The organism is Chlamydia sp. 17-3921 (genome assembly GCF_902705545.1).
Classification (GTDB): domain Bacteria; phylum Chlamydiota; class Chlamydiia; order Chlamydiales; family Chlamydiaceae; genus Chlamydia.
Genome location: NZ_CACSHH010000003.1, coordinates 19,789 through 33,848, shown reverse-complemented (window position 1 = coordinate 33,848; position 14,060 = coordinate 19,789). Strand labels below are relative to the sequence as shown.

The following is a 14,060-nucleotide window of genomic DNA, read 5'->3' as shown; positions in this document are numbered from 1 at the left end:
ATTTCGAGTTATGAAGTATCCTCTAGTATTCAAAGATATAAAATTAGCCAATTATGAGCGTGTAATTGAAATTACATGTGATGATGTAGGACTGCACGCAATCATTGCTATCCACCAAACTATTGTAGGCCCTGCTTTAGGAGGAACTAGAGCATCTGTGTATGGTTCGTTTGATGAAGCTTTGACTGATGCTTTGCGCTTATCTAAAGGAATGTCTTATAAGAGTATAATTTGTGGAGCCGGTACCGGGGGAGGAAAGAGTGTTATCCTTCTTCCTCCGCATGCACCTCGATTATCCGAGGATATGCTTAGAGCTTTTGGACAGGCTGTAGATTCTTTGAAAGGGAAATATATTTGTGCTGAAGATCTTGGTGTTTCAGTACGTGACATTGCGATTGTAGCAGAGGAAACTCCTTATGTTTGTGGTCTTGACTCTATTAGTGGCAATCCCTCTATTTATACAGCGCACGGAGTGTTTTTATGTATGCAAGAAACTGCTCAGAAGTTATGGGGTTCTCCATCTCTAAGATATAAGAAAGTTGCAATTCAAGGAATCGGATCAGTAGGAAAACTGTTACTACATTCTCTATTCTTTGCGGGTGCTGAAATTTACGTTTCAGATATTGAAGAAGCAGCTGTTAATTATGCAGAGAAGCTTTATGGAGCTATCCCTATTTCAGAAAGTGATTTTGTTTCTTTCGAGTGTGATATCCTATCTCCATGTGCTCGAGGTAATGTTATTCGTAAAGATAATATTGCTAATTTACGGTGCAAGGCTATAGTCGGTGCAGCCAACAATATATTAGAAGATGCTTCTATAGGAGCTTCTCTTCATGAACGAGGTATTGTTTATGCTCCAGATTATTTAATAAATGCTGGAGGACTGCTAAATGTTGTTACAGCTTTAGAAGAGTCTTACAATCCTAAAAAAGTTCTATCTCGTGTAGAAAAACTTCCTTGTACTCTTAGAGAACTTTATGATCAAAGTGATATTTCTAATAGTGATACTGTAACTTTGTCAGACTTGTTTGTAGAAGAAAGGCTTGCTGCTCTCTCTTCCTCATGATGCTGAAGAAGCCGTCGAAAGTGAAGTATTAAGACGGCTGTGTAAGGCTTGTAAGGTTGTTTCATGAATTTCTTGGTTCCCTGAAGCGAGTATAATCGGGTGATTATCTAAGAAGAAGTCCTGACGACTATAATCTAGGGGAGCCCCTAACAAATCTGTAACTACTCCTCCGGCTTCTTCAACAAGAAATGCCCCGGGAGCATGATCCCAAGTTCTTGCTCTAGTAGAAATAAAGGGATAGCGAATGAAAAAATCTACAAAACCTTCTGCTACTAAAGCATATTTGTATTGACTTTCTACTCGATAAGGTCGGGGACGGCCAGGAAGATCTAAACCTAATAAGCGTGTTGCATGATGTTGTTGGTTACACGCTGCTAGAGACGCTTCACAATAACGATCAGTCCTTTTTTTCTTACAATAAATTGTTTTTCTCTCAGGAATTTCTGGCCCAAAAATAGATAAACCATAATTTTTTGCTGCAGAATAAATTTTAAAAGTCTGATTTGAAGTTGGACAGGCTAGGACTGATAGAACTGGAAAATTTTCATAAATTAGTGTCAAAGCTAAGGCAAAAAAACGTTTTCGAATAAAACCTGCAGTACCATCAATAGGGTCTGCAAGCCAAAATAGAGAAGATGCAGGTTGAGGTGTTGTAAAAGTATAAAGCAAGTCTGCTTCTGTTGCACAAGGATCTAATTTATGAACAAATTTTAAAATTTCAGGAATTTTTTTATAGTCTTTCTTAGGAAGAAGAACTTCTTCGCCAACAAAAGGTATATGAGGAAAAGCTTGATAAAGCTGTTTTTGAAGATAGTATTGAACACCATAATCTGCTGGAGTTACAAAAGAAAGATCCGATTTTTCCCAACAGAGAATTAAATGATTTTTTTTTTGGTAATTAATGAGTTGAGTGGCAATTTTTGTAACTATATTTTCCGCAACAGACTGGTAGTCTGGCAAATTAGACCACATGAGATTCCCTAGGTAACATAAGGATGCTACCAAATATTGAGATTATGTTAAACTTGTAGTGAGTGTCTCCTAAGGAAATTTCGGCGATGGTACGAAAAGTTTGGCGAGCTATTTATGAACGTTTGTACGAGTTTGTTATTGGCGTGATTTTAAAACTCCGCTACAAACTTCAAGTTGATGGTATAAGTTCTTTGAAGCTAGATGGTAAAAAAGGTAATTTGTTTTTATCCAATCATGTCGCAGAAATTGATCCGATCATATTAGAATACCTTCTTTGGCCTAAATGCTATCTTCGTCCTATTGCCGCAGATTATTTGTTTCATGATCCTGTAGTTCGGTGGTTTTTGAATTCTGTGCGGGCAATACCTATACCTTCGTTCATTCCTGGAAAATCTAAAAAAGAAACTCTAGAGCATATAAATAAACTCTATGATTATGTAGCCGCTGGTCTAGATCAGGGTGAGAGTTTTTTACTTTATCCTTCGGGAAGATTGTCAAGAAATGGTAAAGAAGAAATTGCTAATCAGCATTCTGCACATGTGTTATTGCATAGAGCTAAGGAGTACAATGTTTATTTAATAAGAGTGTCTGGTCTTTGGGGGAGCGCATTTTCTCGATATAAACAAAATTCAACACCGAAATTAGGGCGCGTTTGTAAGAAGTGTTTCTTTTTTCTGTTGCGACGGGCATTTTTTTTTATGCCTAAGAGGCTAGTGAAAGTTACTATAAGTCAATTTGATAGTCAAACTCTTAAGCAATTTCCTAAGAGACAGGATCTAAATAGTTTTCTCTCTACCTGGTTTAATCAAGAAGAAGAGATTCTTCCCGTAGAAGTGCCCTACACATAATGTGAGAATAGTTGGGTATGCAAAATTCATGGAATACACCTAATAAAAGTCGCGATTTACAACTTCGCTCTGAAAATTCTGTTTTAGAAAATTTTCTAATGTTGTGTTCGCAACTCACATCTCATACGGTTTGTTTTGATGAGTATCTTGGAACTCTTACTTATACAGAGATGCATCGAGCAGTTGTAGCTTTAGCTATTAAAATTTCCCAATACCCTGAGCTACATATAGGAATTATGATGCCCTCTTCTGTCGGGGCCTATATTGCTTATTTTGCGACTCTTTTAGCGAGAAAAATTCCTGTAATGATTAACTGGAGTCAAGGTTTAAGGGAAATTCGTATATGTGCAAACCTCGCTGAGGTTCAACGTGTTCTGACTTCTATTCGTTTGATCGAACATTTAAGCCAAGCACATGGTATTTTAGAATATCCTTTCGAGCTCATTTATATAGAAGAATTGAAAAAGCAATTTTCCTGGTGGGAGAAATGTCGCATAGGTGTGTATTCTAAATTTTCTCCATCTTGGTTGATGAAAGTTTTTGGTGTAAAAAAATCTCGAAAATATGATGTTGCAGTAATTTTATTTACATCAGGAGCTGAGCAATTCCCTAAAGGAGTTCCTCTTACGCATGAAAATCTCATAGAAAATCAAAAAGCATGTATAAAGTTTTTTGATCCTAATAAAAAAGACGTTATGTTATCTTTTTTGCCTCCTTTTCATGCTTATGGATTTAATTCATGTAGTCTATGTCCTTTGCTTACTGGGATCCCCATTGTTTTTGCTTCAAATCCTTTGAATCCCAAGAAATTAGTAGAACTCATAGAGTCTAAAAAAGTTTCTATTATTGGCGCTACTCCAATATTTTTTGATTATATTTTAAAAACAGCAAAAAAACAGGAATCTAATTTAAGCTCCCTAAGATTAGTTGTTATTGGTGGAGATTCTTTAAAAGACAGCCTTCGTGCAGAAGTAAAAACACAATACCCTCATATAGTTTTACATCAAGGCTATGGAGCTACTGAATGTTCTCCAGTGATTACAATTACAACACAAGCAAGCCCTAAAGTACAGGCATGCGTAGGTTCTCAAATAACGGGAATGGATGTTGTCATTGTTTCTAAAGATACCCATGTTCCTGTTTCCTCCGGAGAATCCGGCATGATTGTTGTTCGTGGTTCTTCTGTTTTCTCTGGTTATTTACAGAAAGATCCTTCTCAGGGGTTTATTTCTCTCGGAGGAGAACGTTGGTATGTTACAGGAGATCTTGGATATATAGGTGTTTCGGGAGATTTATTTCTTTTAGGAAGATTAAGTCGATTCGTGAAAATCGGCGGGGAAATGGTCAGCCTTGAAGCTTTGGAATGCATTTTACGTCAAGGCCTGCCCGGAGCTCTTAATCAAGAACAAGCAACAACTTTAACTGTCTGTGAGATTCCTGGAGACAAAGTAAAATTGTGTTTATTTACGACTTTTCCCACAAATATTCATGAAGTTAATGATGTTTTAAAAAATGCAGAAACTAGTAATATAGTGAAAGTTTCTTTCATACATCAAATTGAAACAATCCCCCTATTAGGTATAGGGAAACCCAGCTACGCATCTTTAAAGGCTTTAGCTATCTCATTATTTGGATAACTATTTGAATTTATAAAGCGTATTCAGAGATTCAATGAATACTTTGATTACAGAATGTATCGATTTTGTTTCTAACGATTTTTTAGGCTTCTCACGATCTACTCTATTAAACCAAGAAGTTTGTCGTCGTTACTACGAGATGTCCTATTCATTTTTAAATATGAGGATGGGAGCGGGAGGATCTCGATTGATGGTAGGAGCTTCTCCTCTTATGCAAAATTTAGAAAGCAAAATTGCAGCATATCATGGAGTGCAAGAAGCTTTCATTGTGAATAGTGGGTATATAGCAAACCTTGGATTTTGTTATCATGTCTCCCAAGATGACGATATCCTCCTTTGGGATGAATATGTGCATATGTCAGTAAAATATGGCTTGTGCGCAACAAAAGGGACTCAACAATCTTTTCGTCATAATGACTTGAATCACTTGGAAACTCTTCTTCAGCACTATCGAGAAAGTTCTTGTGGACGTATTTTCATTTTTATTTGTTCTGTATACTCTTTTGAAGGAACATTTGCACCTCTTGAAGAAATTCTAGGTTTAGCATTTAAGTATGATGCTAAGCTTATTGTTGACGAAGCTCATGCTGTAGGCTTGTTTGGGAAAGAAGGGAGAGGATTATGCAAGAACTTGGGATATGAAAATTTTTACGCTATATTAGTGACTTTCGGAAAGGCCTTGGGATGTATGGGTGCTGCGATTCTTTCTTCTAAGGAAGTAAAAGAAAATCTGATGTTTAATTCTCCTCCTTTACGATACTCAACTTGTTTATCTCCTAGTGTTTTAGTTGCTATCGATGTTGCTTATGATTTTTTGTCGTCAGAAGGAGAGAAATCTCGTCATCAACTTTTAGTTTTGCATCGGCATTTTCAGCAGAATTATCCAAAGTGTGCTTTAGGCTGTGTACAGCCTATATATGTAAATAAGTCACAATTTGATTCCGCTATTGTTGCTTTGCAAGATCATAATATTCAAGTAGGAATTCTAACTTTTAGAAGTGAAAACCCTTTCATTCGGGTGAATCTTCATTCATTTAATACTATAGAAGAAATAGACTTATTAATAAGTGTATTAGATCCTTATTTAGAAAAAAGTTGTTATAGGGTCAACGTCGACCATAAATTTCACTTTTGGAGAGAGCTTTGCTGAAATTAATACTTCCTGAAGCTTTTTATTTGCAGGTAGTATTTGTTTGCTCTTTATTAAAAATTGATAACGAAAGGTGTCTTTGATTTTAAAGTGTCCACATGGGGATATCTGCATTAAATGGGCTGTATCCTTTAGTTTCTCTTCAAGAAGAGAATGTACGCGCTTAGTTTCTTTCCATGTAAGCTTAGGACATTTTCCAACAAAAATACAGCGAATCAAGCGGATGAAAGGAGGATAATCACATAACTCCCTTCCTAAAATTTCCTGTTGGTAAAATGCTGAAAAATCTTGATTCATAGCACAGCGAATAATCTTGTTTTCCGGAAGAAAGGTCTGAATAAGAATTTCTCCAGGAAGGTAACTTCGACCAGATCTTCCAGCAACTTGAGTAATAAGTTGAAAGACTTGTTCAGATGCCCGAAAATCAGGAATATATAATCCAGAATCTCCGTTGAGAACTATAGCAAGAGTTACTGCAGGAAAATGCATCCCTTTAGCGATCATTTGTGTACCAATGAGAACATCCGCCTTTCCTGTAGCAAACTGCTTTAATAAAAATTCATGACTTCCTTTGAATTTTGTTGTGTCTGAGTCTATGCGTATAGTGCGGATTTGAGGAAATACTTGCTGTAATACTCTTTCTATTTTTTCTGTTCCGGAACCTCGGTATTGTAGTGTCATAGTTCCTCGACATTTTGGACAAGAATGAGGTAAATCTTTAGGAGAAGAATTACAAAGATGACAAAGAAGAACGTTCGCATATTTATGAAAAGTAAGAATCATGTCACAATGAGAACACTTTAAAGTATGCTTACATGACACACAGGAAACGTTAGTATGATAGCCTCGACGATTAAAAAATATTAAGGTTTGTTCTCCTAAAGCTAGACGTTGTTCAATTTTTTTTAAAGCTGCTCGAGAAAATAATACTTTAGTTTTAGTTTGTTCTTTCTCTAAATTCATATCTATAAGAGAAATTTTCGAAGGGTGTATTGCTATAGCTTTTGAAGATAGTGTTGAAAGCTTATATTTCCCTGATAAAGCATTGGTATAACTTTCTATGCTTGGTGTAGCACTCCCAAGAATGATGGTTGCATTAGACAATTTCCCTCTCATTACAGCCACATCTCTAGCATGATAACAAGGGGGAGTTTCGTTTTGTTTATAAGAAGAATCATGTTCTTCATCAACAATGATTAATCCAAGGTTTTGTACTGGACAGAAAAGGGCTGAACGAGGTCCTATGATGATCTGAATTATCCCTTCTGCAGCTTCTCTCCAAACTTTATTTTTTTCACTATCACTAAGTTTATGATGAAGAATGCCGACTTCTTTATTGAAAAGAGCTTTAAATAAAGTTTCTGTTTGTATTGTTAAGGCTATCTCAGGAACTAGCAAAATAGCACTTTTCCCTTGAGCTCGTGCTTCATAAATTGCTTGGATGTAAACTTCTGTTTTTCCACTTCCTGTTATACCAAACAGTAGGTGTGTACAAAATTGAGATTGAGATAATGATTTTTTTATTTTCTCTAGGGCTACTTGTTGTTCCGAATGAAGAGATTTCTTCTCAGGAAGAAAGAAAGAAAGATTCCTTTCTTGTATGGCTAATGTAGAAGCATCTACGACTTCTAGAGCTCCAATTTTTTCTAAGGAGTTTATGGGAGATTGAGATACTCCAGCTTGTTCCATCAAAGCCGATAATCCTAGAGGAGAAGAACTATTTAGTAATACCTTAAGTACAGCAGCTTGTGAAGGGTGAACCTTTTGTAGTTGTTGAATAAGTTCTCGAGATTTGGCTTTACTTTTCTTTAAAATGACCCGATATTGCTGTTTTGGTTGGATAATTGTAGAAGAAATTGCAGGAAGAAAGAGTCGTAAAGTTTTCCCTAAAGGAGCAAAATAATACTGACTCATCCAAAATAGTAACTCAAGAAGATCCTTAGGGATCTTAATTCCTGAATTAATAACTCCAAGAATAGGGAGCACGTGTTTACAACATGTTGTTGCTTTGATGTGATGTACTATACCAAATTTCTTTGCTCCACGAAGAGACACTATGACTCCCGTCCCTCTAGAGATAGATTCGAGGTTCTCCGGAATACCGTAGTCAAGCATTTTGTTAATGTTAGAATTTACTATGACTTCTGCGTATAGGCGAAAGGTTGACGGTTCAGTATAGCCCATAGATCTCGCTTTAGCTGTGCGTCCTTCTCATACTGTACACAAGAATAAAGAGGAATAAAGGTACAGTCATTTTGTGTGAGGGATTCATGATATTGTGCGCTAGAAATTTTATAGCGGATCACGTTTAAAGGGGCTAGGCCTAAAACAAGACTTTTATTATTAGAAAAAATGTTTGTACGAGAATGTACAAGTGTTAGACGTGTTGGGAAAAGCTGTTGAGTAAGAATTTTAGTTAGTCGATTAAAAAATAAAATCTCTTCGTCATTATCTTCATCTGCAAATATCGTGCATGGAGGAATTAAAGAATGTTTAAGTCGTATGCTTTCTAGTGATGGGTATTTTTCTTTTAAGATTTGTTCTCTAGACATATCAGGGTGAAAAGGCACTCGCTCCCATAGCGAAGTCTTAGATTTTTTAGCCGGCGGTACAGATACACAAGAAGCTTCTTTTGTAACGGAAGAATTCTTTTCTAAAGGTTCTAGAAATGTTCGTGAAGACTTTTTAGTTGATTGCTGAGATAGTGTTGGAGCTAAATTTGATAAATTTAAGGGAAGTAATTGTGCAAGTGTTGGATTAAAATGTTCAAAATAACGTTCAATAATGTGTTGAAGAGTGGAAAGAAGAATCGATGAAGGGGTCATGTATTTTTCTAATTTATGATCTGCAAAGCTTATACTCACTATAGATCTGTTAGATTTTTTTCTTCTATGAACATTATCAGGTTAGAAATTTCTATTATTTTTCAGATAAGATAAGTATAGAAATCTTCATGGGTTTTATTATAAATTTCTTAAGGATTATATATGAAACGTTGGTTACAAGGAAGTGCTATAGCACTTTGTTTATCAATAACTTTGTCTTGCTGTGCAGCACAAAAATACCCTCGTGCAACTGTGCTTACTAATGAAACGACCGCTTCAGCATCTCTTATTTGGGAGTCATACCTACAGGCAATGCAAAATTCTCAGAAAGATAACCGACCTGTATGTTTATTCTTTACAGGATCCGATTGGTGTATCTGGTGTATAAAGATGCAACAGCAAATCTTAACTACTCCTGATTTTATATCTTTTGCTAAAGATCATTTGCATATGGTGGAACTTGATTTTCCTCAGAATCCTTCTCAGAAAAATTTGGATCCACAGCGATATGAATTGAAATCTCAATACGACGTTAAAGGCTTTCCTCAGCTGGTGTTTATTGATGAACAGGGAAAAGAGCTTGCTAGAATGGGTTTTGAATTTGGCGGCGGGGCTGCTTATGTAAATAAAATAAAAGCTTCTTTGAGTACTCGTTCTTAAAAACTTTTATTTCTAGGTTTAGATAAGTTCTCCATTCTATGTCTTTTTATTAAAGAAATCGTTCCTCTTTTTTTTTATTTCTGAGAAAATGTTTCTAAATTTTTAATCATTCTTTCTAGGTAGAAGGAAACCATGTCTACAAAAGCAGAATGCGAACGCGAAGATTTCCTGTATAGAAGTGGTAAGCTTCATGAAATCAGAGCTTTGGGGGTAGAACCCTATCCTTATGAATATTCTAATTGTTCTCGAGTAGAAACAATTTTAAAAACTTTTTCAGAAAAGATTTTAGGAGACAGTGAAGCTGCAACAAATAAGCTTACTCCTAAAGTAAAAATTGCTGGACGGTTAGTTCTTTTTCGCTCTATGGGGAAAAATGCTTTCGGGCAAATCTTGGATTATAATCAAAAAATTCAAGTGATGTTTAACCGAGATTTCACACATATATTTGGACTCTCTTCAGATGCTGAAATTTCTTCTATGAAGTTTATAGAAAAAAAACTTGATCTTGGAGATATTTTAGGTATCGAGGGTTTCTTGTTTTTCACCCATTCCGGAGAACTCACAGTTCTTGTTGAAACCGTGACTTTATTGTGTAAATCCTTGATTTCTTTGCCAGATAAACACGCTGGGTTGTGTGATAAAGAAGTTCGATATCGTAAGCGCTGGCTTGATTTAATTTGTTCTCAGACTGTTAGCAACACTTTTCTAAAAAGAAGTCGGATTATCAAGCTTATTCGTGAGTATATGGATGCTCATGAGTTTTTGGAAGTTGAAACTCCGATTTTGCAAAATATTTATGGCGGGGCTGAAGCTCGTCCGTTTGTTACAGAATTAGAAGCTTTGCATTCTGAAATGTTCTTAAGGATTTCTTTAGAAATAGCATTAAAGAAGATCCTCGTAGGAGGAACTCCTCGGGTTTATGAGATCGGTAAAGTCTTTCGAAATGAAGGTATAGATAGAACCCATAATCCAGAGTTTACCATGATAGAAGCTTATGCCGCTTATATGGATTATCATGGAATTATGGATTTTGTTGAAAATCTTGTTGAACATGTTGTCCGTTGTTTAAACAATGGAAGCTCCGTAATTACCTATTCTCATTGGAGAGAAGGCCCTCAGGAAGTCGATTTTAAAGCTCCTTGGATTCGTATGACTATGAAGGAGAGTATAAAAACATATGGGGGTATTGATGTAGATCTTCATGGAGATCACGAGCTTAGGGAGTTGTTGAAAACAAAAACAACCCTATCAGAAGAATCTTTTATCAAGGCTAATCGGGGAATGCTAGTTGCTCTACTGTTTGACGAACTTGTATCCGAAAATTTAGTAGCCCCTCATCATATTACAGATCATCCTGTAGAAACGACTCCTTTGTGTAAGTCATTGCGTTCTGGAGAATCTACTTATGTTGAGCGTTTTGAAAGTTTTTGCCTCGGGAAAGAACTTTGCAATGCATACTCTGAACTTAATGACCCTATTCAGCAAAGAAAGCTGTTAGAAGAACAATTAACAAGAAAAGAATTACTTCCTGATAGTGAGTGCCATCCTATTGATGAGGAATTTTTAGAAGCTTTATGTCAAGGGATGCCACCCGCGGGAGGTTTTGGAATAGGAATAGATCGTTTAGTAATGATTTTAACAGATTCTGCATCCATTCGTGATGTCTTATATTTCCCTGTGATGCGACGTTTAGCTAAAGACGAAGATTTTAAAGAGGCTTTAACTTAGGTCCTGTTTTGTTGTCTTCGACAACAAAACCTAATCCTAATATCTCGTTGCGCAAAGAATCAGCAAGAGCCCATTCTTTAGCTTTGCGAGCCTCTTCTCGTTTCGAAACAAGTTCCCATACAGCACTAGGAATTTCAGTTGTTGAGGATAGAGGAAGAATCCCCAGCACTTGATCCAAATGTTTTAAAAGGTTTAGAACGTAAGAAGCATCTGCTTCGGAAAAAGTTCCTTTGTCTATAAGACTGTTGATTTCATGAACAAAATCAAAAAGAGAAGCTAACCCTACAGCTATATTTAGATCATTAGCTAGAGAATTAACGAAATTATTGAAAAGTTTTTCTGAAAATACTTTAGTCTTATTTAAAGGAGTATCTCCTTTGGCATAGGGTTCATTAAGTCGATGGATGAAATCCCGAAGTCTTTTTAGCGCTTGGCGGAAAGACAGTAAAGCCTCTTCAGTAAAATTCATCTGCATGCGGTAATGGCTTTGTAAAAGCATGTAGCGTATTTCTTTTCCAGAGAAGCCTTTGTTTATGAGATCTCGAAAGGTTAAAAAATTTCCTAAGCTTTTAGACATTTTCTTTCCATCAACTAAAAGATGTTCTGAATGTAGCCAGTAACGGGAAAAAGGTTTCCCTGAAAGCAATTCAGATTGTGCTATTTCGTTTTCATGGTGTGGGAAAATATTGTCAACACCACCAGCATGGATGTCTATAGATTCTCCTAGAATTTCCATTGCCATAACAGAACATTCCAAATGCCATCCTGGGCGTCCTTTTCCAAAAGGACTTTGCCAGTAAATTTCTCCATCCCTTTCTGGGGAATAAGCTTTCCATAAGACAAAGTCACTGAGGTCTTCCTTGTCATACTCATCAGAATTTAAAGAGGCTCGAGTACAGCACTGTAGATTGCTCAAGTCAAGATGAGAGAGTTTCCCGTAATCAGAGAAATGATTTATGGAAAAATAAACAGATTGATCATGACCGATATACGCGATGCCTTTTTCTAGTAGATTTTCAATAGCTTTTATCATTTGTGGAATGTAGTGTGTAGCATGAGGATAGAAATCTGCTTTGACAATATCGAGTGCTTCTAGATCTTTGAAGAAGGCTTGAATATAAGGCTCAGTATACTCTTGAAGAGAAACCCCTTGTTTGCGAGCTCCTGTAAGCGTCTTATCATCAACATCTGTAATGTTCATAACATGTATTACAGAGTATCCAAAAAATATTAAAGTCCTCTTTAGAAGGTCTTCAAAAATATAGGTTCTAAAATTTCCTATATGCGCAAAATCATAAACTGTAGGACCACAAGTGTAGAGTCTTACAGGATCGTGTAAAGGGGAAAAAATTTCTTTCTGTCGAGAGATTGTATTGTAAAGGCGTAAAGAACTTTTGAAAGAAGGAGCATAGAACACCGAGTAACTCCAGAATACATTTTAAATAAAATTACAGAAAGATTAGAAGCTGTTTGTAATAATCTCGAGAAGAATATTTCTCGTCATGCTATCACAACGTGGCTTGTGAATCTATGGTTTTCTACATGATTTATTTTCTTCAAAAGAAGATAGAATCACATGAATCTTTTTAGAGGTTATCATATTTAGCCGAGAACAACATTTTAGTAGTGTTTTTTTATTTCGTTTTAATAAAAAAAAGACTATACAACAAGAATTGCCAGGACAACGCCCTTTAAGCTTATCTGGCTAAGCCTAGGTGAGACACGGTTACGTTGTTGGCGTTAGGAGAAAGAGAGGTGGTCTGTGATCCTATTACGAAATATAAAGAGATGCTCTTTGAGACAGCTGAAAATTTTGGCGACTCTTTTATTAAGTTTGAGTGCTCCTACTCTTAGTGCTGCAATTCAAAGCGATTCCCAAAAACTTATTTGGTATACGAACTATCGTGAAGCTTTACAAAAAAGTCGTGAATCAACCCTTCCGATGATGATTTTTTTCTCAGGATCTGATTGGAATGGCCCTTGTATGAGGATTCGTAAAGAAGTTTTAAATTCCTCAGATTTTGCAAAAAAAGTTTATGGAAAATTCATTTGTTTAGAAGTAGATTATCCTAAACATTCTCCTCAAAATGAAAGCATCTATCAGCAAAATCTTGTTTTAAAAACGCTATTTAAAATTAACGAACTCCCTTGTTTAGTTTTACTTTCTCATGACGAACAAGAAATTTATAAGATTGGCTCTTTTGGGAATGAAACTGGTGCGAATTTAGGAGAAAGTCTTTGTCATATTGTAGAAAGTGACTCCCTCTTAAAAAGTGCTTTTCCTGTAATGGCAACTCTTTCTATGGCTGAGCTACAACGTTACTATCGCCTCGCAGAGGAATTGTCTAGAAAAGATTTTCTTTTACAAGCTTTAGAGCTTGGTGTACGTAATGATGACTATTTTTTTCTCTCTGAGAAATTTCGTCTTCTTGTTGAAAATGGGAAAATGGATTCCGAAGAATGCCAGAAAATAAAGAAACGTCTACTGAGCAAAGATAGCAAAAACGAAAAGCAAACGCATTTTACTGTTGCCCTTATAGAGTTTCAAGAATTAGCAAAACGCTCCAGAGAAGGAGTTCGTCAAGAAGCCAGTCAAGTGATTGCACCTCTGGAGTCCTATCTTTCTCTCTTTGGTCACCAAGATAAAGAGAGTGTTTGGCGTATCGAAATGATGATAGCTCAATTTTACTTAGAGTCAGATCAATGGAAAAATGCTTTACAACATGCTGAAGTAGCTTTTGAAACTGCTCCTAAGGAAGTGCGTTCACACATTTCTCGTTCTTTGGAGTACATTCGGCATCAGTCATAAGCTTGTTTTTTTTCAGTTTATCAAAACTTTCTGGAATGCACTTTATAAAATCTTGATAAAGATTTGAAAATAACGGCTGACGTTTATGAGCTTTTGGAAAGACTACAATTTGACAATTTGGGAGCTGATGGCGTACTTGCCTAAAAACTTCTCGAACGATTCTTTTAAAATAATTTCTTTTGTGGGCTTTCCCAAATTTTTTTGAAACCGTAATTCCCAATTTACAGCTACTAGGATACCTCAAGGGAAGAACATAGAAAACCACTTGAGATCCTTGACAACATGAACCTGAACGAGTGATATAAAAAAACTGTTTTCTCTTAAGTACGCGAGCTTGTTTGGGTAAGGTTAAGCGGTGCACAAAA

12 protein-coding genes are annotated in these 14,060 nt (G+C 36.1%); 7 read left to right on the top strand and 5 right to left on the bottom strand.

Annotated elements, in window-relative coordinates:
* Positions 1–10 precede the first annotated feature (10 nt).
* On the top strand, positions 11–1,066 hold the full coding sequence (locus JMS40_RS00530; RefSeq protein WP_201456337.1) for a Glu/Leu/Phe/Val dehydrogenase: 1,056 nt from the start codon (positions 11–13) through the stop codon (positions 1,064–1,066).
* Here the strand turns inward: JMS40_RS00530 and JMS40_RS00525 are convergent.
* Positions 1,061–2,038, bottom strand: coding sequence for an inositol monophosphatase family protein (locus JMS40_RS00525; RefSeq protein WP_201456336.1), 978 nt, complete (start codon positions 2,036–2,038; stop codon positions 1,061–1,063). The genes JMS40_RS00530 and JMS40_RS00525 overlap by 6 nt on opposite strands.
* An 86-nt stretch (positions 2,039–2,124) precedes the next feature.
* On the opposite strand from JMS40_RS00525, the gene JMS40_RS00520 reads away from it, so the two are divergent.
* From JMS40_RS00520 to JMS40_RS00510, 3 genes are read left to right on the top strand one after another with little or no spacing between them, the layout of a single operon-like run.
* Positions 2,125–2,886, top strand: coding sequence for a lysophospholipid acyltransferase family protein (locus tag JMS40_RS00520; protein WP_201456335.1), 762 nt, complete (start codon positions 2,125–2,127; stop codon positions 2,884–2,886).
* Between the two features lie 17 nt (positions 2,887–2,903).
* Positions 2,904–4,523, top strand: coding sequence for an AMP-binding protein (locus tag JMS40_RS00515; protein WP_201456334.1), 1,620 nt, complete (start codon positions 2,904–2,906; stop codon positions 4,521–4,523).
* A 34-nt stretch (positions 4,524–4,557) separates the two neighbouring features.
* The gene (locus tag JMS40_RS00510) at positions 4,558–5,673 is read left to right on the top strand and encodes an aminotransferase class I/II-fold pyridoxal phosphate-dependent enzyme (RefSeq protein WP_201456333.1); all 1,116 of its coding nucleotides are present in this window, start codon (positions 4,558–4,560) and stop codon (positions 5,671–5,673) included.
* On the opposite strand, the gene priA is transcribed toward JMS40_RS00510, so the two are convergent.
* Positions 5,608–7,857, bottom strand: a complete 2,250-nt coding sequence (priA, locus tag JMS40_RS00505) for a primosomal protein N' (protein WP_201456332.1) — start codon at positions 7,855–7,857, stop codon at positions 5,608–5,610. The genes JMS40_RS00510 and priA overlap by 66 nt on opposite strands.
* Entirely contained in the window at positions 7,809–8,498 is a 690-nt protein-coding gene (locus tag JMS40_RS00500) for a hypothetical protein (protein ID WP_201456331.1), read from the bottom strand. The genes priA and JMS40_RS00500 overlap by 49 nt, the downstream gene beginning before the upstream one ends.
* A gap of 162 nt (positions 8,499–8,660) precedes the next feature.
* On the opposite strand from JMS40_RS00500, the gene dsbH reads away from it, so the two are divergent.
* Positions 8,661–9,158 carry a disulfide reductase DsbH gene (gene dsbH, locus JMS40_RS00495; RefSeq protein ID WP_201456330.1) on the top strand — a complete coding sequence of 166 codons (498 nt, stop codon included), beginning with the start codon at positions 8,661–8,663 and terminating at the stop codon, positions 9,156–9,158.
* Positions 9,159–9,290: 132 nt separating this feature from the next.
* Positions 9,291–10,886 carry a lysine--tRNA ligase gene (lysS, locus tag JMS40_RS00490; RefSeq protein WP_201456329.1) on the top strand — a complete coding sequence of 532 codons (1,596 nt, stop codon included), beginning with the start codon at positions 9,291–9,293 and terminating at the stop codon, positions 10,884–10,886.
* Here lysS and cysS read toward each other — a convergent pair.
* Positions 10,867–12,303, bottom strand: coding sequence for a cysteine--tRNA ligase (gene cysS / locus JMS40_RS00485; protein ID WP_201456328.1), 1,437 nt, complete (start codon positions 12,301–12,303; stop codon positions 10,867–10,869). The two genes, lysS and cysS, sit on opposite strands and share 20 nt — an antisense overlap.
* A gap of 345 nt (positions 12,304–12,648) precedes the next feature.
* Here cysS and JMS40_RS00480 point away from each other — a divergent pair, with 345 nt between their 5' ends.
* A complete protein-coding gene (locus JMS40_RS00480; protein WP_201456327.1) occupies positions 12,649–13,695 on the top strand; it encodes a thioredoxin family protein in 1,047 nt (348 codons plus the stop codon).
* On the opposite strand, the gene rnpA is transcribed toward JMS40_RS00480, so the two are convergent.
* A complete protein-coding gene (rnpA, locus tag JMS40_RS00475) occupies positions 13,637–14,056 on the bottom strand; it encodes a ribonuclease P protein component (protein ID WP_201456326.1) in 420 nt (139 codons plus the stop codon). The two genes, JMS40_RS00480 and rnpA, sit on opposite strands and share 59 nt — an antisense overlap.
* Positions 14,057–14,060 lie beyond the last annotated feature (4 nt).